This window comes from Psychrobacillus sp. PGGUH221, assembly GCF_042055255.1.
In the GTDB taxonomy this organism is placed as follows: domain Bacteria; phylum Bacillota; class Bacilli; order Bacillales_A; family Planococcaceae; genus Psychrobacillus.
On record NZ_JAQMHQ010000008.1, the window covers coordinates 154,638 to 174,403 of the forward strand.

16 protein-coding genes and 1 pseudogene are annotated in these 19,766 nt (G+C 35.3%); 13 read left to right on the forward strand and 4 right to left on the reverse strand.

From position 1 onward, the window contains the following. Nucleotides 1-32: 32 nt before the first annotated feature. Entirely contained in the window at nucleotides 33-317 is a 285-nt protein-coding gene (locus PGC35_RS14615; protein ID WP_375219694.1) for a phospholipase, read from the reverse strand. A gap of 127 nt (nucleotides 318-444) precedes the next feature. Here PGC35_RS14615 and PGC35_RS14620 point away from each other — a divergent pair, with 127 nt between their 5' ends. The 5 genes from PGC35_RS14620 (at nucleotide 445) to PGC35_RS14640 (ending at nucleotide 6,899) form a co-directional block, all read left to right on the forward strand. Next, on the forward strand, nucleotides 445-1,356 hold the full coding sequence (locus tag PGC35_RS14620) for a GNAT family N-acetyltransferase (RefSeq protein ID WP_375219695.1): 912 nt from the start codon (nucleotides 445-447) through the stop codon (nucleotides 1,354-1,356). A gap of 118 nt (nucleotides 1,357-1,474) precedes the next feature. Further along, complete coding sequence (locus PGC35_RS14625; RefSeq protein WP_375219696.1) at nucleotides 1,475-1,945, forward strand: YbaK/EbsC family protein; 471 nt, start codon at nucleotides 1,475-1,477, stop codon at nucleotides 1,943-1,945. Between the two features lie 8 nt (nucleotides 1,946-1,953). Beyond that, nucleotides 1,954-2,430, forward strand: a complete 477-nt coding sequence (locus PGC35_RS14630; protein WP_375219697.1) for an NUDIX hydrolase — start codon at nucleotides 1,954-1,956, stop codon at nucleotides 2,428-2,430. Nucleotides 2,431-2,744: 314 nt separating this feature from the next. Continuing rightward, nucleotides 2,745-4,853 (forward strand): flagellar assembly protein A, encoded by a 2,109-nt coding sequence (locus PGC35_RS14635; protein ID WP_375219698.1) that lies wholly within the window; start codon nucleotides 2,745-2,747, stop codon nucleotides 4,851-4,853. Between the two features lie 39 nt (nucleotides 4,854-4,892). After that, nucleotides 4,893-6,899: an EAL domain-containing protein gene (locus PGC35_RS14640; RefSeq protein WP_375219699.1), complete on the forward strand. Its 2,007-nt coding sequence runs from the start codon at nucleotides 4,893-4,895 to the stop codon at nucleotides 6,897-6,899. A gap of 81 nt (nucleotides 6,900-6,980) precedes the next feature. Here PGC35_RS14640 and yeiL read toward each other — a convergent pair whose 3' ends face one another. Then, nucleotides 6,981-7,643, reverse strand: a complete 663-nt coding sequence (gene yeiL / locus PGC35_RS14645; protein ID WP_375219700.1) for a transcriptional regulator YeiL — start codon at nucleotides 7,641-7,643, stop codon at nucleotides 6,981-6,983. 89 nt (nucleotides 7,644-7,732) lie between these two features. On the opposite strand from yeiL, the gene PGC35_RS14650 reads away from it, so the two are divergent. Continuing rightward, nucleotides 7,733-8,881, forward strand: coding sequence for an MFS transporter (locus tag PGC35_RS14650; RefSeq protein WP_375219701.1), 1,149 nt, complete (start codon nucleotides 7,733-7,735; stop codon nucleotides 8,879-8,881). A gap of 463 nt (nucleotides 8,882-9,344) precedes the next feature. Here the strand turns inward: PGC35_RS14650 and PGC35_RS14655 are convergent, their stop codons facing one another. After that, nucleotides 9,345-10,799 (reverse strand): phospholipase D family protein, encoded by a 1,455-nt coding sequence (locus tag PGC35_RS14655; protein ID WP_375219702.1) that lies wholly within the window; start codon nucleotides 10,797-10,799, stop codon nucleotides 9,345-9,347. Between the two features lie 188 nt (nucleotides 10,800-10,987). On the opposite strand from PGC35_RS14655, the gene PGC35_RS14660 reads away from it, so the two are divergent. The 5 genes and pseudogenes from PGC35_RS14660 (at nucleotide 10,988) to PGC35_RS14680 (ending at nucleotide 16,439) form a co-directional block, all read left to right on the forward strand. After that, nucleotides 10,988-12,196: a CaiB/BaiF CoA transferase family protein gene (locus tag PGC35_RS14660; RefSeq protein WP_375219703.1), complete on the forward strand. Its 1,209-nt coding sequence runs from the start codon at nucleotides 10,988-10,990 to the stop codon at nucleotides 12,194-12,196. 33 nt (nucleotides 12,197-12,229) lie between these two features. Further along, nucleotides 12,230-13,819: a long-chain-fatty-acid--CoA ligase gene (locus tag PGC35_RS14665; protein ID WP_375219704.1), complete on the forward strand. Its 1,590-nt coding sequence runs from the start codon at nucleotides 12,230-12,232 to the stop codon at nucleotides 13,817-13,819. A 56-nt stretch (nucleotides 13,820-13,875) separates the two neighbouring features. Further along, nucleotides 13,876-14,325 (forward strand): GNAT family N-acetyltransferase, encoded by a 450-nt coding sequence (locus PGC35_RS14670; protein WP_253278948.1) that lies wholly within the window; start codon nucleotides 13,876-13,878, stop codon nucleotides 14,323-14,325. A gap of 298 nt (nucleotides 14,326-14,623) precedes the next feature. Beyond that, a pseudogene (locus PGC35_RS14675) lies at nucleotides 14,624-15,127 on the forward strand (transposase); the annotation flags it as partial. A gap of 170 nt (nucleotides 15,128-15,297) precedes the next feature. Beyond that, nucleotides 15,298-16,439 (forward strand): IS3 family transposase gene (locus tag PGC35_RS14680; RefSeq protein ID WP_375219705.1). Its coding sequence is split into 2 segments (ribosomal slippage): nucleotides 15,298-15,586 and nucleotides 15,586-16,439, totalling 1,143 coding nucleotides; the frame shifts between segments, so codons are not numbered across the junction. A gap of 105 nt (nucleotides 16,440-16,544) precedes the next feature. Here PGC35_RS14680 and PGC35_RS14685 read toward each other — a convergent pair. Continuing rightward, a complete protein-coding gene (locus tag PGC35_RS14685; RefSeq protein WP_375219706.1) occupies nucleotides 16,545-17,054 on the reverse strand; it encodes a helix-turn-helix domain-containing protein in 510 nt (169 codons plus the stop codon). 171 nt (nucleotides 17,055-17,225) lie between these two features. Between PGC35_RS14685 and PGC35_RS14690 the strand changes: the two genes are divergently transcribed. Then, nucleotides 17,226-18,569 carry an MFS transporter gene (locus PGC35_RS14690; RefSeq protein ID WP_375219707.1) on the forward strand — a complete coding sequence of 448 codons (1,344 nt, stop codon included), beginning with the start codon at nucleotides 17,226-17,228 and terminating at the stop codon, nucleotides 18,567-18,569. Between the two features lie 70 nt (nucleotides 18,570-18,639). Beyond that, nucleotides 18,640-19,623 carry an ornithine cyclodeaminase family protein gene (locus tag PGC35_RS14695; protein WP_375219708.1) on the forward strand — a complete coding sequence of 328 codons (984 nt, stop codon included), beginning with the start codon at nucleotides 18,640-18,642 and terminating at the stop codon, nucleotides 19,621-19,623. Nucleotides 19,624-19,766 lie beyond the last annotated feature (143 nt).

The following is a 19,766-nucleotide window of genomic DNA, read 5'->3' on the forward strand; positions in this document are numbered from 1 at the left end:
ATAAGAACCTGGAATCTAGAGTTTTTGACTTGTTAAATTTTAAAACAAGTGAATACTGTTTGTAATTTCATATAATTATAGAGTATTCGAGCATGTCTTCCTTCTTGCGTATAAGGGTTAATAAGAGGATGGAGATTACGGAGAAATTCATGATCGCATTCACAAGGATTAATGCCTCTACTATAACATTTATCATGTGCCATGCATGCTGCATCCACAGCATTTATAGGTGCACCAGCCCCACTACAACCAGGTCCACACCAGTTGTATCCTGGAAACAAACAAAATCGACGATTCCTATTCCTTCTCTGATACAAATTAGCAACCTCCCTTCTATTACCTTCCATTTAATATAAGCTATTCAATAGTTACCGATTTTGTATATACTGTTTCCTAAGAGACATACAAATTTAATAGCACCAAAAACGTGTTAGTGGGATATTGATGAGAATTGAAGAATTAAAAAATAATCGAGTTAATGACTTTATAAAGTATTGCAAGAAACACCGAGCGGAGTTGGATGATTCATTTTTATATGAAGAAGATTTACAAAGCTTCGAGCCGACAGAAGAAAATCCAACTTATATTGTTATGAATGAACAAGATGGTATTGTAGGTGCTGTTTCGTTAATAATGGATGAATATCATAGAAGTGGGAATAAGGCACGGTTTCGAATATTTCACACTGAAATCGAAAGCTTCGAGGTTTATACTTTGCTTATGAAAGCAATCATGTTGCATACAAAAGAGCTAGAGAAGGTTTTCTTGTTTGTACCATTTGAAAACAGGAAGTTATCGGAAGTTATGGAAGGATTAAAGTTCAATATCGAAAGATACACTTTTGTTCTTGTGAGAGAGGATAGGGAAGTACCGAAATTCCATTTACCAAATGGATATGAGATAAAAAAGCTTCAACCTGGAAATGAAGAGACTTGGTGTGCAGTTAGAAACCCGAGCTTTGCGAAACTTAAAGGAAGTGAGACTCCTATCACACCTGGGATGGTAAAGAAAATGATGTCAGATGATGACCATATTGAGGGAGGAGCCATGATTTTATATCATGGGGACAAGGCTGTGGGGGTTATTCGAGGAACAGTTGATGAATACGAAAATGCACCAATTATGAATATAGGACCAATTGCTATTATACCCGAATATCAAGGGCAAGGATTAGGTAGAGTTCTGCTAAGGGCTTCCTTACACTTTGCGAAAGAAAAAAATTATAAAAGAACAATCCTTTGTGTAAACGCAGATAATAACCATGCAAAAGCCTTATACGTGCAAGAAGGATTTGAGCAAGTAGAGGCAGTAACTTGTTATAAATACGATATTCATTCTACGAATGTTGAAATTTAATATGGTATAAATGGAGATTATCGTGGATAGGATCAAAATGTTTTGTTAGAAATAACACGCGCTTATATGTATGAATACCTGTTATGATTAATCAAAAGATCAATTAGAGGTGTATGTCATGGCAATTGAATTAGTAAGAGATTATTTTTCTAAACTAGGAATAGTTGATAAGATACAGGAGTATGAAGCGTCGAGTGCAACTGTAGAACTTGCTGCCCAAGCTCTAGATGTAGAGCCAGCGCGTATTGCGAAAACACTTTCCTTCAAGAAGGAGGATAATAGTATCCTTGTAGTAGCAGCAGGAGATACAAAAATCGATAATGCAAAGTTTAAAAGTACATTTGGTGTTAAGGCTAAAATGTTGTCCCCGGATGAAGTATTGGAGAATGTGGGACATGCTGTTGGTGGAGTTTGTCCTTTTGGTATTCCAGATCATGTGCTTGTATATGTAGATGAATCATTGAAACGATTTGAAACTGTTTACCCTGCTTGTGGTAGTAGCAATAGTGCAATAGAACTTACTTGTGAAGAATTATATACATATGCAAAAGCACAAGAATGGGTCGATGTTTGCAAAGGATGGGAGTAAATAACAATATGGATAGTTCATTTAAAACAGCTGAAGGTAGATTTAATTATCGCGTGGCAGGATTAATCGTTCATGATGAAAAATTACTAATCATGAACGATGAAAATCAACCCTATTATTATGTGCCTGGCGGAAGGGTAAAATTGCATGAAAAAAGTGAAGATGCAATAAGAAGAGAAATAAAAGAAGAGCTTTCACTAGAAGTGAATATTAAGCGTATGTTATGGGTAAATGAAAACTTTTTCGAGGAAGCGACATTGAAAGAGAAGTTTCATGAAATTTGTTTTTTCTATTTGTTAGAATTACAAGACGAAGAATTCTATGTTAGAGGGAACGAATTTTCAGTGAATGAAGAGGGAAAAATACATACGTATTATTGGAAAAGCTTTGAAGATCTTATTGATTTAAATGTGTATCCGGAGTTTTTGAAAAGGAATCTAAAAGAATTGGATCAACCGATTAAACATATAGTGGAGAAGAGATAACAATAAATATCATGATTTTTTCTATACAAACAAAATAAGATATCCAAAACCTTCCTTTTACAAGGAAGGTTTTTATGTTGAACAACAGATTATTTCGAAAAAAATATAATAATATTTCGATATAAATAATAATTTTTAATCTAACATTATGGAGATGGTCAAATAATTTGTCGGATTATAAGGAATTTTATGTTATTATAAATAAAAATTTATTTAGTCTTTAGTCTTATGAAATACCTATTTTGATTAATAAAATAGTAATATTCTTTGCTATTATACGAGAAATTAATAATTATACGAAAGGGGGTAAGAAAATGGTGCAAAATTCGATTACTATTAAAGCAGAAACTATAGAGGACGCTGTCCAAACTGCACTTAATATTTTGCAGTGCTCAATTGAGGATATTAACGTCCAAGTGATAAAACCTCCTTCTAAAAGTCTATTTGGTTTGAGAAAACGTCCGGCTGAAGTTAGCATTACTAGAAAAGAAATCATGGTAGACTCAATAAATAAGAAATACAAAGAAGTGAAAACATCTTTGGCGATAAATGACGATGTTTTCGAGGAACTTATAGAAGAAGTTTTTGATTCTCATATAGAAGAGGAAGTGTGGGAAAAAACAAAACCTCAGATGTTGCAAGAATCCGTAATAGAAGATAATGAACTGCAATTTGGTGCATGGATTGTAAACAATAAAGTGTTTGTACAAGAAAATGAACATCGGTTACCAATAATCGAAGCTGATCAAAATGTAAAAGTTTTAGTAAATGGGGAAAGGTTATTAAAACCACAACTCGTGACAAGCCAAGATATTGTTAAGGTGTTATTAGAGAATGAAGTAATTCCATGTAGCTTTTGGATTGAAATAAAAGATAATAATATGATGGCTACTCTCTCAATAAAAAAAGGGAAAAAAATTAGGAGGGTATTGGAAGATAATACTCCTCAAGAACATCTCATTATTCGTGCAAAGGAAATAGAATCTTACTTTCTCGATATAAAATTAGAAGATATCATGAATAGATTAGAATCATTAAACATTGAAAGTGGAATTATTTTTCCTGTTATTAATGAGATGTTAAATAATGCAGAGGGAGAAGCCATTATAGCGAAAGGCGTTTCTCCAATAGAAGGCTTGGATGGAGATATCGAGATATTAATAGACGACTGGAATGAAAATGAAGCTGATTTTGAGAGTATAGATGAGCAAGAAAAAATTGATTATAGAGAAGGTCAATCAATTCTGTCCGTAGAAAGTGGACAAATAATTGCTAAAATATTAGCTTCTGTACCTGGAAGACCAGGGAAAGATTTATTTAATCGAATAGTTCCAGCAAAACCAGTCTTTGATATTGCGATTAAAACAGGAAAAAATGTTGGGCAGAAAGGTAATCAGTTAGTAGCTCTTTCAGCTGGAAGACCACATATTGAATCGAGAGGGAAATTAGTTAAAATAGATGTCATAAAAGAGCATGTACACAATGGGGATGTAAATTTGGAAAGTGGGAATATTCGTTTCTCAGGTGATCTCCGAATATTAGGTAATGTGTTAGACTCAATGGAAGTTGAGGCAGAAGGAAGAGTTTATATCATGGGAACTATTAATAGAGCGGTTGTTCAATCTATTCATTCAATGAGAATAGACCAAAATGTTTTTTCATCTGAATTGTCGGTTGGTAAAGTCAATCATGTTATAGCTACACTCACACAAATTTTGTCAGAGCTATTGACATATTTAAATCATATTTTAGTAGCTATCAATCAAATATTGTTGGTTCGTCGTCAAAAAAATCCTAAAGAAGAATCTATTAAGCTTTCCTATCTAATAAAATTATTATTAGAAAAAAAATACGGTGACTTTAGTGAGTTGGTAAATAAGTTTTATAAGACAATAGAAGATAATGAAGATGGATTAGATGAAGATTGGAAACTACTTGCAGATACTTTGAAGAAACATTTTATAACAATTTCAAAAGATCAAAATATCCAGATACAGAATTTAGAGGAACTCGTTAATTGGATGAAGGAAATGTATGAAACAAATTTATTTCCGCCTGAACCAAAAGTAGCGATAGAGTTGCCATATGGTATTAATTCCACTCTTTATTCTAGTGGAGATATTAATATTGTAGGACAGGGTGTATATCACTGTACTTTGCGTGCTGATCATAACATCATTGTTAAAGGAGTTTGTCGGGGTGGACATTTAAGCGCTGGAAATAAGATTATTCTGGATGAGGTCGGATCTGAAAATGGTGGAAAAACAACTATTCTCGTTCCATCGAAAGGAAAAATTTACATTAATTATGCTCACGTTGATACATTTATTCAAGTAGGAAGACGTACACATACTTTTAGACAAGGAACTGCAAATATAGCTGCATATTTAGATGAAGAAGGAAATTTACAATTATATAAATAGTTCGCAAGAAAATGTACTCAATGAAATGGGGTGAGAGGAATGTATGAAGAAATAATAGATTCCCTAATAGATCAAGTAGCGGTAATAAAATTAGACGGAGTGATTATTAATATTAACAAATCATGGAAGAAATTTTGTGAGGAGATGGAAGGGAATCACGAAATACCTGAGATTGGAACCAATTTCTTAAGAATTTTGTCAAATTCTAACTCTGTCGAAGCATACGATGGAATTATTCAAGTACTGAATGGAGATGTTCCTTTCTTTCAAACAACTTATACATTCCCTTCTCAAAAAGAAAAAAGATGGTTGTCTATGATAGTGAGCCCGTTATTTGAAAAGGGATATATAAAAGGGGCAACGATTGTCTATAGAAACATTAGCAATGAAGAAAATGAACGTTTAGAAGTAAATGATGTGTTGGAGAGTATGACGGATGCATTTTTTGCCCTAGATGAAAACTGGAGATTTACTTATATAAATAAAGAGGCTGAAAGACTATTATTCCTTTCTAAAAAAGAATTATTAGGAAAGGATATTTGGGACATGTTCCCCCAAGCAATAAATACCCCTTTCGATGAAAATTATTCTATAACAATGCATAACCGTATAAAAACACGTTTTGAAGAATATTTTGAACCACTAGAGACATGGTTTGAAGTACATGCTTATCCATTAGAAAGTGGTGGAATATCGGTTTATTTCAATAACATTAATGAAAAAAAAGCAAAAGATGATAAATTATGGGATACCGCTCATCATGATTTTTTAACAGAAATTCCTAATAGATTGCTTTTATATAAGAAATTAGAGATGAGAATTTCATATGGAACACCATTTGCTATATTCTTTCTAGATTTAAATAATTTTAAACTTGTTAATGATGCATATGGGCATGATATGGGAGACTGTTTTTTGTTAGAAATTTCAAAACGGCTAAGAAATGACCTTTCAAACAAGTATTTTCTTTCTAGATTTGGTGGAGATGAGTTTATCCTTTGTACCGAATATGTGGATGATTTTCAAGTAGAAAGTGACGCATACCAGATCTTATCTGTAATAGAAAAACCTTTTAATAACTTTTCATTACCACCTGTGACTATATCTGCAAGTTTGGGTATTAGTGTATTCCCCTATAATGGGAATAGTGTAGATTCATTAATAACGGCTGCCGATACTGCTATGTATGAAGCGAAAAAAATGAAAGGAGATCAATGGAAACGTTATGAAAGTGTAATGTCTGATACTTTGAATAGACGTCTTTTTATTGAAGAAAGCTTAAAAGAAGCAATTAAATCGGATGCATATTATACTGTTTTTCAACCGCAGGTAGATAGTATAAAAAATGAAATTATAGGAATTGAAGTATTGTCGAGATGGAATCATCCTGAATTAGGACCAATTTCACCGGAGGAGTTTATCTCTGTAGCAGAAGAAACTGGTCAAATTAGATTTCTTACTGAGCATATAATTGATAGTTCATTGTCCATGTATAATAAATGGAAAAAGATGACTGGATTTTCAGGGGTCATGTCATTCAATGTCTCTTCAACTTTACTCAGTGAACCTTCGTTTGTATCATTTCTCTTATATCAGTTAGAAAAACACTCAATTCCACAAGGGAAATTAGAAATTGAGATTACAGAAAATGTACAAATTTTTTCTTCTGCTGTAATTAATAATCATATGTATGATATACAAAAGGCTGGTATACGTATAGCAATTGATGACTTTGGAGTAGGGTATTCAAATCTCTCTTATATCAGTAATTTACCAATATCTAAAATAAAAATTGATAAATTTTTTATAAATTGTATTGGAGAAAGCACAAAAGGAGAAGCCATCCTTCAGGCTATAATCGTACTTGCAAAAAACCTTGAAATAGACGTAATAGCTGAGGGTGTAGAGACTGTGACCCAAAGGGATTACTTAATAGAACATAGTTGTTCTCTAGTGCAGGGCTATTATTATGATAGGCCATTAAAAGAAGAGCAATTTTTGAGTCGTTTACAACAATTCGGTATTAAATATCCCAATAAATATTAAGAAAGAATAGTGATTTACAAAAGTCCCGAATCAGTATAAATGGTTCGGGATATTTTTTGTACAAATTTATTTAGTCTTTCTTTAAACTCCCTTCGCTAGTTCTTGCAATCGTTCCTTATCTCGAATAATATAACCACGTGAATCTTTCTCAATAATGTTAGCTTTACAAAATTGAGAAAGAACGTGTAGTAAATGACGATAAGAAACACCCAAGTATTCGCATACCTCTGTGTGCTTTTCTTTATAAAAGTCATAATCTGCGGATAAAAGTATAAATTCTGCAAGACGACTTTCTAGTGGAAATGCTTGACTTTGCGTGTATTTCGTCGAAATCATCGTCATCTTTTCACTGATAAAGATGCACAAGTATCGAAGGAAAGTGGCATCTTTTAAAAGGTTGTCTTTACATAAATGAATAGGGATAGCAAAACAGGTTGTTTGAGTAGCGGTTTGTATTCCTTTTGAATACCTCTCAGAATTTAATAATTCAACTTCTCCTATAAAAATAGGAGCCTCTAAAAAATTGATTAGGGAAACTTTTCCGTTAGAATGTGTCACATAGAGCTTTGCCTTTCCTTCTACGAGATAGTATATGTACTCCGGATTGGAATCTTCCTTTAAAATAAATTCACCACGTTCAAATTGACAAACTTGAATATAAGAGATAATTGGAAAAGAAAATAAGGACTGTATTGGATATTTTTCAATGTAATAGCTACGCATAGGCTCATCTAAAAATTTCATTTTTTCCTCCTAGAGTGAAAAAGTATGAGATATCTCACATTATTGTATGTGTTTAAGTGGTATGATGCAATTATTACGGAGGGAATAAAATGAATAAACAACGATGGCTTTCACAGAACTTTTTTGTGTTTTTTATCACTTGGGGTGTGTTTCTACCTTATTGGACAGGTTGGCTAGTTGAAGATAAAGGATTAAGTGTAACAAATGCGAGTTTAATTATGGGCTTTGGATTAGTTGCGCGTGGAGTTTCTACAATGTTTGTTTTTCCAATAGCTTCAAAATATATGAGCAGCCAAGCTGTTGTGTTTATGCTAACGATAATCTCATTAATAGTAACTGTACTTTATATTCCTGTTACCTCGTTTGGTATGCTTTTTGTGGTAACAATTTTATTTAATGCGGTTTACCCGACCTTACTTCCTGCTATTGAAAGCACCGCAAGCTCATTAGTCCAGCAAAGTGGAGTAAATTATGGCAAGAGTCGTTCCTATGGATCACTTGGCTTTATAATTTCAGTTCTTATCATTAGTATGCTCACAGGCTATTTCGGTGAGGGGGCTATTTTATGGAGCATGATGGTGGGGCTGTGTTTACTGCTATTGATACGTTTTCTCCCATCCCCACCAGAACTTTTAGTAAAGCCAACAAAAACAGATCGGAAGGAGAATCTTTCACTAAGTGGTCTGTGGAAAGTTAAAAGTTTTCCTATTGTGCTTCTGATCGTAATTCTATTACAGGGTGCACATGCATCCTATTATAATTATGGCTATATATATTTGCAGGAGTTAGGTGTAAATAGCTTCTACATTGGAATGATTATTAATATAGCAGTTATTTTTGAGATAATTTATTTTTCTAAGGCGGAATTATTTAAAAATTGGAAGCCTTCATCCTTGTTGTTATTAGCTGCAATTGGATCTACTTTACGTTGGTTACTTGTATTTTTGTTTCCAAATGTTTGGGTTTTTATTTTTTCTCAGAGCTTACACGCATTGTCCTTTGGCGTAGCCCACTTTGCATTTATCAGTTATCTAACAAAAAACTTACCAAAGCAACAGCTTCCAAATGCGCAAGGTGTGTACTCAGCTTTTGCATTAAGCTGGGGCACTGCCGTATTAACTTTAATAGGAGGATATTTATATGAAATATCTTCTGGATTGTCTTTCCTTGGAATGATTATTTGTACGATTCCAGCAATCGCAATCATTATCCTAACAAAAAAACGATATGCATACTAAAATAACCTCCAAGATTTGTGGACACTGAAAAATTTACGTTTTAAATGACGTAATTGCTTTTTGAACAGAAAGTGCCTTATTTCTTTGTCAATTTGTAAATCACCAAGTATTGACTTAAATCGAGGGTTTCTTGGGTTGAAATCATGGGGAGCACCTACCTGTATTTATTTTAATTTATTCTAAAGAAGCATGTAAAAGTTGATTTTCGTTTCAGGCGGCGACTCCAGCCGGAACAGCAAGAACTGAAGACCCTGGACTGAGCATAGCGAAATTAATTTTTGCGACGAGCTTGCGCAGGAGCAAGGGAAGCGGCTGAAGCCATGCCGGCGGAAAGCGTCCGCATGGAATGGAAATCAACGGAGCCCAGACAAAAAGCGAGTATGTGAACGACATGTCGTTTACATACTCGCTAAGAGATACCTTGAAGAGTTTTTCAGTGCCCCTCTAGATTTGGGGGTTATTTTCAATAGGTTGTTACTTTAAAGAAAAATTGAATAGAGTAAATCCAACGTTGCCACCATGTGAAGTTGTTTTCATATTTATCTTGATCGACAGTGTACATGGCGTCTTTATTATTCCAGAGTCTTTCAAAGTAATCTTCCATTTCGATTACTAAATCACTATCATTTGGTGCGATAACACGTAGATTATTTTCAAGATTATAGTTATCTAATGTCCGTTCTGTATAGTTTGCGGAACCATTCGAAATGATAGTATGCTCGTCTGATTGAATCCAAATAGCTTTTGTATGGTATTGTCCAATAACTGTATTATACCAACGAATGTCAATTTTTCCTTCTGTATCCTCGATCATTTCTTGTGCAACCGGACGATTTGGAAGTCCGGATTTTTCTTGCCCAAAGGAATTTTTATTTGGGTCTAGAATGAGCTTTACTTCTACGCCTCGATTTGCAGCTTCTATTAGGGCGTTTACAATGTCTCGCTTAGCAATAAAAAACATTCCAAGCCAAATTTTATCTCCTTCCTTTGTTGCGGACAAATCTTTCAGTAGTGCATCCAATATCTTTTTCTCTGTTAAATATTGTACTTCATATTGTCCATCTGATTTTTCCACATCTACTCTTGGAAGCTTAGGACCTCCTGAAAATAAAGAAACGGCTTCCTCTGCCTCTAATATGTCATTTAAAATAGGACCGGTTACTTTTAAAGCAATATTCCCATGGAATCCACTTGCATCATGTGGATTGGAGGACGTGATCATGGCTTCTTTATCTGTTACAACTGTTTTGCGATGGTTAGCTTTTACATTAAGTAATTTCATATAAGAAGCAATTGTCATTTTGGGTGCTTCACTGGCCATTCCATTTGGAATCCAACCTTTTCCACCAATATCAAACCATTGAAAAAATAATCGATATATACCGGAGTATACTGGAGTAGAATCTCTTAAAGAATCTAAATCAGTGTATACGATTTCGACTCCTGCATCTCTCATTTTTTTAAACCATTTGTTTTCATAGGATCCATAGCCTTGGTTTAGAGGATCTGTGATAAAAACTATAGGCATGTCAGGGTTCTCTTTCTTTTTCTTTGCTAGAGAAATAGAAAGTGTATCTGCAATGCGAGGGAAGTTTATATCGTCGTCATAGTATCCATCAAATAGAAAAAAGTCTACCACTACAAATTTTTCCGCTTCCTCAATCATCGTATAAACTTCCTCGAATATATGATTCTCATGTACCATCTCGGTTCCTTTTTGGTCCTGAGCATACGTCAAATCGGTGATAAATTCTACAGTATCTGTTTTATGCATCCTTCCGGCGAATGAAACTCCTTCCGGAAGAGGTTTATATGTATGCCATAAAATCAAGGCTATATAAATAAGTGCAATAACACCAATTGAGCCCATAATAATTCTCTTTCTCTTACTCCATGGCTTGCTCGGCTTTCTAGCCATCTGTAGTTCCCCCTAGTTTATATTATCTGCAATAGAGATATTCCCGCAAAAGTGTAAACGCAAACCGAAAAAACTGTTAGAAATAGATTAATTATATTGAAAGCAATCGTGGAATTCTTTACAATTAAATTTATATAGAGTTATTTGAATAGTTAGATAAATCGGTATATAGATAAGGAGAGATGGGGATGTCGATATTAAAAGGTTTAAAGATTTTAGATTTCTCTACATTACTACCGGGTCCTTTTGCAACAATGATGCTGGCAGACATGGGTGCAGATATTATAAAAATAGAATCACCAGATCGAGAGGACTTTCTAAAACATATTAATCCTAAGGATGGAGATGTATCAGCCACTTTCGCTCATCTGAATCGTTCCAAGCGCTCATTGGCTCTGAATCTAAAATTAGAGGAATCAAAGGAAATAATATATAAACTAATTCAAGATTACGATATTGTTATTGAACAGTTTAGGCCAGGAGTTATGGATAAACTTGGAATTGGTTATGACAGATTAAAAGAGATTAATTCGAAAATTATTTTTTGCTCGATTACAGGTTATGGACAAACAGGCCCTTTACAGCATAAAGCTGGCCATGATATTAACTATTTATCAATAGCTGGCATCCCAAGTTATTCTTTTAGGAAAAAACAGGTTCCTGTTCCGTCTGGCATACAAGTTGCTGATATAGCTGGAGGATCAATGCCTGCTGTTATCGGTATATTAGCAGCGGTATACAATCGAGATAAAACTGGAGTGGGACAGCATATCGATATTAGTCTGACAGATGTTTCTTTTTCTTTAAATGCTATGTATGGACCAGGATATTTGGTGGGGAATGAAGAGCCAACAGAAGAGTCTTTACTATTAAATGGCGGTAGTTTTTATGATTATTATGAGACTAGTGATCATCGATACATTTCAGTTGGGAGCTTAGAACCGAAATTTCAGGAAATGCTTTGTGAACTAATCGGTGATAAAAGTTTATTAACATTAAGTGGTAGTAAGAGGCAAAAGGACCAGCAGACTTTCAAAGAGTTATTAGTACAAACATTTAAACAAAAGACCTTTGATGAATGGCTAAATATTCTTGGAGATAAATTCGATGGCTGTGTTGAACCTGTATTGAGCTTTTCAGAAGCAGTGAACCATCCGCAGATTAAAGCAAGAGAAATGGTTATCTCCGTTCCAAATCAAAAAGGAGGCTCGCAAAATCAAATTGCTTTCCCTATAAAATTCTCTAATAACTTACCTGAATACCGTTTTTCTGGAGTACAAACGGGAGAACATTCTATGGAGATTATGAAGGAAATTGGTTTCCAATCAGAGACTATTCAATTGTTCACTCAAAAAGGAGTTTTTGGGACAAATAAGAATAAGGTTATTCCATTATAAATAAAATAGATAAATAGAAAAGGAGCTGATCATATGTTTTCACCATTAACACCGTTAGACTGGAAACGCAGAGCAGTAAAATACTATCCGAAAAAGATAGCAGTAATAGATGGGGAGAAAAAGTTTACATATAAAGAGTTTGGGCAACGTGTAGACAAGCTTTCCAACGCTTTGCGCCAAGCAGGAATAAGCGAAGGAGACCATGTAGCAGTTATGCTTCCAAATACACACTACATGTTGGAATGCTTTTATGGTATTTGTCAGCTTGGAGCCGTAATGGTACCCCTAAATTATCGATTGAATGCAGAGGATTTGGAATATATAATACAACACAGTGATTCCAAGATGCTTATCGTAGATGAAGAGTTTACTGGGCCAATTGAGAAAATTGAAAGTAACTTGTCTTTAGATCAAATTGTCATTGTATCTGTAGAAGGGCAATCTCATTCGTTAAAAGGAATTGATTTTGAGGACTTTATTCAACAGGATCTAGAAGAGATTTCATTACCACCAATTGATGAAAATCAATTGCTAACCGTAAATTATACAAGTGGTACAACCTCAAAACCGAAAGGTGTTATGCTAACTCATCGGGGTAATTATTTGAATGCAGCTAATTTTATGTACCACTTAAGCGTTCATCATGATGATGTATATTTGCACACATTGCCAATGTTCCATGCGAATGGATGGGGAGGAGTTTGGGCAATAACAGCTACTGGAGCTACTCATATCTGTTTAAGAAAAGTAGATCCTCCTCTCATATTAGATTTATTTGAAGAGCATAAAATCACTTTATTGTGTGGGGCACCTACAGTAGTGAACATGCTAGTTAACGAACCAAAGGCAAAAGAGGTCAAGATTACAACTAACCCACGTATGGCTACCGCTGGTGCTCCACCTGCAGCAGCTCTTATTGCAAAAGCACAAGCCATTTTAGGTTTGAACATGATGCATGTATACGGGTTAACCGAGACATCTCCTTTCATCTTATATTGTGAGTGGAAAAAAGAATTTGATGATAAGTCTGCAGAAGAGCAATCGACGATTAAAGCAAGACAAGGTATTGAGCTTGCGTTTAATGGGGAAACAAAAGTAGTAAGTCAAGAAGATGGAAAAGAAGTGGCATGGGATGGAAAGGAATTAGGGGAAATCATCACTCGAGGTAATGTTGTGATGGAAGGGTATTATAAGGATCCTGAAAAAACGGCTGAAGCTATAAAAGATGGATGGTTCTATACAGGTGATTTAGCCGTAACCTATCCAGATGGATATATTGAGATTCAAGACCGTATTAAAGATATGATTATTTCAGGTGGGGAAAATATTTCTTCAACAGAAATTGAAGGGGTTCTTTATAAACATCCAGATATTTTAGAAGTAGCCGTGATTGCCGTGCCTGATGAAAAATGGGGAGAAGTACCAAAGGCCATAATTGTTCTCCATCCTGATCGCCATGTGACAGAACAAGAGATTATTGATTACTGTCGCTCAACTATGGCACATTTTAAAGCACCGAAGGCGGTTGACTTTGTAGAGGCTTTACCAAAAACAGCCACAGGTAAACTTCAAAAATTCCGACTAAGAGAAATGTATTGGAATGGACCGAAAAAAGTTAATTAAAAGTAAGAAAATAAGAAATATAGACAAAGCAAGTATTATCGGGGGAAATCATAAGTATGAATTTAGTAGATATAACAAAGGAAAATTGGTTGAAAACAGTTTTTTTAACTACAAATGAAAATGGCCATGCAACCATTACAGAGAAGTTTGTTGCTTCTAATGCTCTTTCAATTGTTCAATCCGTATTTGAGACAGGATGGACTATTAAAGGAATTCAAGTGGATGACAAATTAATAGGGTTTACAATGTATGGATTTTCAGAAGATCTTTCAAAATATGAAATATGTCGATTAATGATTGATAGGAGATATCAAGAAAAAGGATATGGCAAGCGAGCAATTGGATTGATAATAGATGAAATGAAAAGGATAGAAGACTGTGATGCAATTTATTTATCAACTGAGCCTGATAATGAATTAGCACGAAAGCTATATGAGCGTTTTGGATTTAAGGAAACGGGCGAAATAATTGAAGGTGAAGTAGAATACTGTTTGCAATTAGTTTAGGATATAAAACGCTTGGATTTGTTCCAAGATTTTCAGACTATAGACAAACTCAAAGAAATTTGAAATTGTCTATAGTCTTTTTTTATTTACAATACATAGTAAGAAATCGTCGATTTCCATTTCAGGCGCTACGCTTTACACGGGCACGGCCTCAGCCTTCTCCCTCGCTACGCTCAGTCCGGGTGCTTCGGCTCGTGCTGTTCCCGTAGGAGTCTTCGCGCCTTCCACTCCAATCGACTAGTGTTGGTTTATATAAAAAGTGTTGATTTTCTAAATTTCTAAGATGTTAAGGTGTTGAATGATGACTGAAAACCAAATCAATGAACGTGAACAACTTGAAATGCTAACGGCAGCTTGTACCGAAGGCACATTTGGTCCGTAAATTAGATGCCGCGATTGATTTCCATTTCATTTATCCATTAGTAGAACATCTTTACTCTGCTACTGGGCGACCAAGGATTGATCCCGTTGTGTTATTTAAAATGACGTTTATTCAATATATATTTGGCATCCGTTCGATGCGCCAAACAATAAAAGAGATTGAAACGAATATGGCGTATCGCTAGTTTTTAGGATTTGGTTTTCATACAGAAATACCACACTTCTCAACCTTCGGTAAGAACTACGCACGTCGTTTTCAAGAGACCGACATCTTTGAACAAATCTTCGGATCCTAATAGAGATTATGGACCGTGGTCTAGTAACAGAAGACCATGTATTCATTGATTCAACTCATGTGAAGGCGAGAGCCAATAAACGCAAGTATGGCAAGAAAATCGTAAGGAAAGAAACACGTGCCTACGCAGTGTACAGAAAGTAAAAATCATAGGGAAATTTGAAATCAAAAACCTTCAAAATTGACAAAGTACCCCGAGAGACGAACGCACTGACCTAAAAAAATGAGACAAATAAAAACACCTATCGTTGAAAAACGGGTATACAATACCTAAATTCAAAGCGGAGATGTTTTCTATGGGAACAAGAGTCAGTTATCCAATAGAAGTGAAAATGAAGGCGATTGAAATGCGATTGGCAAAGGTACCGGTAAGAGAAGTAATGGAAAAATTGAACATTCGGAACAAGGCGCAATTGAAAAGATGGATGCAATGGTATAGAAATGGAGAAATCCACCGTCTCTATCAACCAGTTGGTAAACAATATGCCTTCGGCAAAGGATCGAAATATGAAAGTGAGACTGCCAAGCTACAGGCTGAGAATCGGTATTTAAAACAACAAATCGAAGTCTTAAAAAAGTACGAGGAATTGGAAAGGAAGTGGTTCCAAAAGTAACAATCCAGTTAGTAGAAGAATTTAAGGAGTTTATGTCGGTCGGAGAGATCTGCCATCATCTAGGCGTAGGTCGCTCGTCATACTATCGTTGGAGAAAGAATGCGGATCAACTCACACATAAGGAGATTCGAGATCAGCAGATTGGTGAGTTGTGCAAACAGAATAAATTCCGATATGGTTATCGAAAGATCTCCGCTCTGTACCCAGGAGTCTGCAAGAAGACTGTGCAGCGTGTCATGCAAAAGTATGGTTGGCAATGTCAAGTGAAGGTGAAGAAACGCAAGCGTACCGGGCAACCCGCATACGTCGCACCGAATTTATTGGCACGTGATTTTACAACATCTAAACCCATGGAGAAGCTAGTCACAGATATTACGTACTTGCCTTATGGCCAATCAATGATGTATCTTTCTAGTATTCTCGATGTCTACAATGGCGAGATTGTGGCACAAACTATCGGTATCAAACAAGACACCGATTTTGTGTTGGACACGCTCTATCAACTGCCTGAGCTACCAGAAGGGTGTATTCTGCATAGTGACCAAGGTTCCGTTTATACATCCTATGCTTATCAAAAAGCAGTCAAGGAAAAAGGAATTACCATGAGCATGTCCCGCAAAGGCACGCCAGCTGATAATTCCCCTATCGAAACGTTTCATTCCACGCTAAAGTCTGAAACGTTCTATCTCGACGATATCTATCGCACAACGAACGCACGTGTGATACAGATTGTCGAAGAATTCATTACTTATTATAACAAGACCCGTATTCAAACGAAACTAAACAGCCAATCGCCGGTTCAATACCGTCAATTGGCTGCATAAAAGGGTGTTTTATTCCTGTCTCAGAAAGGATAGACAGTGCCGAACTCTCGGGGTACTTTGTCTACAGTATAAAACGCTTGGATTTGTTCCAAGCGTTTTTTGTGTTCATTTCGAGGAGACTACTAAAAATTTTATCGGTTCATCTGTTAGGTTATACCAATAATGCATTTTATTCGCATCGAACATAATTGACTGGTGCTCTTGTATCTCTTCTTTATGGTCATCTACTACCACAGTTAATGTTCCTTTAATAACAAAAATAAACTCATGTCCACCATGTGAAAATGCATTTCCTTCATTTTCTCCAGGCTGTAGTATAACTAAAATGGGAGAGTAGGCAGCTTCTCGTATACCATAGGATAAATCCTTGTAATAGAATTGTTCTCGTATTTCCTTTAAATCCTTTTCTTTATCGTTCTCAGGAAAAAATACAGTTGGGTTTACCTTTAAAGCATCTGCTATTTTTTTTAAAGATTCTAAAGTGACACTCGATTTACCACGTTCTACTTGTGAAAGGAAACTTATGGATACCCCCGTTTGTTCTGCTAACTCTTTTAAAGTTAGTTTACGTTCTTTTCTAAGATTTTTTAAAACCATACCTATATTAGAAGACATACATAATTCTCCTTTTAAATTATCACGTTATTTCTATCATCATACATTACTTTTGAAAGAACTCTCAATGTTAATAGATTAAAAACCTATTGACAGAAAATTTTCAACAATCTACAATAAAAAAAGGGATAATTAAAGTGACACTTCAATTTTTTGAAAGGGGGAAGTAATATGGATTCAAAACAAATGCGGAAGGTATGGATTGCAAGTTTAGTAGGTAGCTCAATAGAATGGTTTGATTATTTCTTATATGGGACAGTAGCAGCTTTAGTGTTCAATCAATTATTTTTTGTTACAGAAGACCCAACAGTTGGTTTACTATTAGCGTATGCATCATTTGCTTTGGCTTTTTTTATCCGACCATTTGGTGGGGTAATCTTTGCGCATATTGGTGATAGAATAGGACGTAAAAAGACATTAGTTATCACGTTAAGTTTAATGGGAGTAGCTACCTTTGGAATGGGATTACTACCAACATATCAAGCAATTGGAGTATGGGCTCCGATTCTTCTAATCACTCTTCGTTTAGTTCAAGGGTTAGGTATTGGGGGAGAATGGGGTGGAGCTCTTCTATTAGCAGTCGAGTATGCCCCGAAAGAAAAACGAGGATTATATGGCGCTATCCCTCAAATGGGTGTGACAATCGGGATGGTTCTAGGAACAATCGCTTTATCTCTAATGACATTATTACCTGAAGGATCGTTTATGACATGGGGTTGGCGTATTCCATTTATATTCAGTGCATTATTGGTTATCTTTGGTTTATGGATTCGTAAAGGTATTGAGGAAACTCCTTCTTTTAAAAAGGTTCAGGAATCAGGAGATATTCCAAAGCTTCCAATCGTTGATACCTTTAAGTATCATTGGCGTGAAGTATTAATTGCAATTGGAGCGAAAGTAGTAGAAACAGCTCCATTCTATATTTTTGGTACTTTTGTTGTTTCATATGCAACAACAAATTTAGGTTTCTCAAGAACTACTACTTTAAATGCTGTGATGATTGGTACGATCGTAACAACTATTCTTATTCCGATTATGGGTAGCTTATCAGATAGAATTGGACGTAAAAAAGTGTATATTACTGGAACGGTTGGTATGGCGTTATTTGCCTTCCCTTACTTCTGGATGTTACAGCAACAATCAGTGGTATTATTAGTAATTGCTACAGTTATTGCATTAGGAATTATTTGGGCACCTATTACTGCGGTTCTAGGGACTATGTTCTCAGAAATTTTTGATGCGAAAGTTCGTTACACTGGTATCACTCTTGGTTATCAAATAGGTGCAGCAGTAGCTGGAGGAACTGCTCCACTAGTTGCTACAAGCTTAATGCTTGAATTTAACAACTCCTATATTCCAGTAGCATGCTATATAATCTTTACAGCACTTGTATCTTTAGTTGCAATTTGGGCTGTTAAAGATCGAAGTCAACAACATTTAGATGATGTAAATAATGATGCTGGTTTAAAAAAGCCTACAAATAGTAGAAAAGCAAAAGAATTGAGTCAAGTATAAAGTTATTAGAATAACTCGTCTTTGCCATTACTAGGGAAGACGAGTTTTTATATAAATGGGGGTTGCAAAAATGTTAGTAGTAAATGAAGAACAGATTATGCGTACATATGGAATGACAGAGGCAATAAAAGATGTGAAAGACGTTTTAATAGCGAAAGAAACAGAGAAAATTGCAAATCCGCATCGAACAGTAATAGAATTTCCGCAACACGAAGCTTCTGCGTTATATATGCCAAGTGCTGATCTAGTAGGAGAAGTGTCTGCAGTTAAAGTCGTGACAATTTTTCCAAAAAATCCTCAAAAAAGTAAACCGACTACTCAAGGGGTAGTATTACTATCAGACGCACAAAATGGAGAGCATATAGCAATGCTGAATGCATCGTATTTAACGAGACTTCGTACTGGTGCTTTAAGTGGAATAGCAACAGATTATTTAGCGAGAAAAGATGCGAAAGTGGTTACGGTGATAGGAACAGGAGCAATGGCCTTTGAGCAAGTATTAGCTGTTCTTGCTGTTCGTAAAATTGACCGTATTTTACTAGTGAATCGCACTACTTCAAAAGCTGAAATGTTTGGTGAAAAACTAAAGTCATTTGGTGTAGAGGTACCTTATGAAGTATTTGAAGATGTGTCAGTTGCCGTTGGACAAGCAGATATAATATGCTGTGCAACTCGCTCTAATGAACCTGTTTTTAAAGGAGAAGATTTAAAAAAAGGAACTCATATAAATGGGGTGGGCTCTTATTTGCCACATATGTTGGAAGTAGACATCACCACAATTACTAGAGCGTCAAAAATTGTAGTAGATGACCTAGAGGGTGTTAAAGATGAAGCAGGAGAATTAATGCATGCAGAAAAAATTGGGAAATGGTCATTTGACGATGTGCATGGCGAACTAGGAAAGCTTGTAAACGGTCAAATAATTGGTCGTGAAAACGAGGAAGAAATTACATTTTTTAAATCGGTAGGAGCAGCTTATTTTGATTTGGCAGTAGCAAAAGGTGTATATAATAAAGCGAAAAAACAACAAATAGGAACAGAAATAGATGTGTAATAGTGAATACAGAATTACATCTGAGGCATCCAATAATGGAAGCCTCTTTTTGTATCTTATTAATTCCTACTAAACCACTATATTTAATTGACTAAAGAAGTCATTTCCATTATTATATCTATTAACATACTAGTGAAACAGAA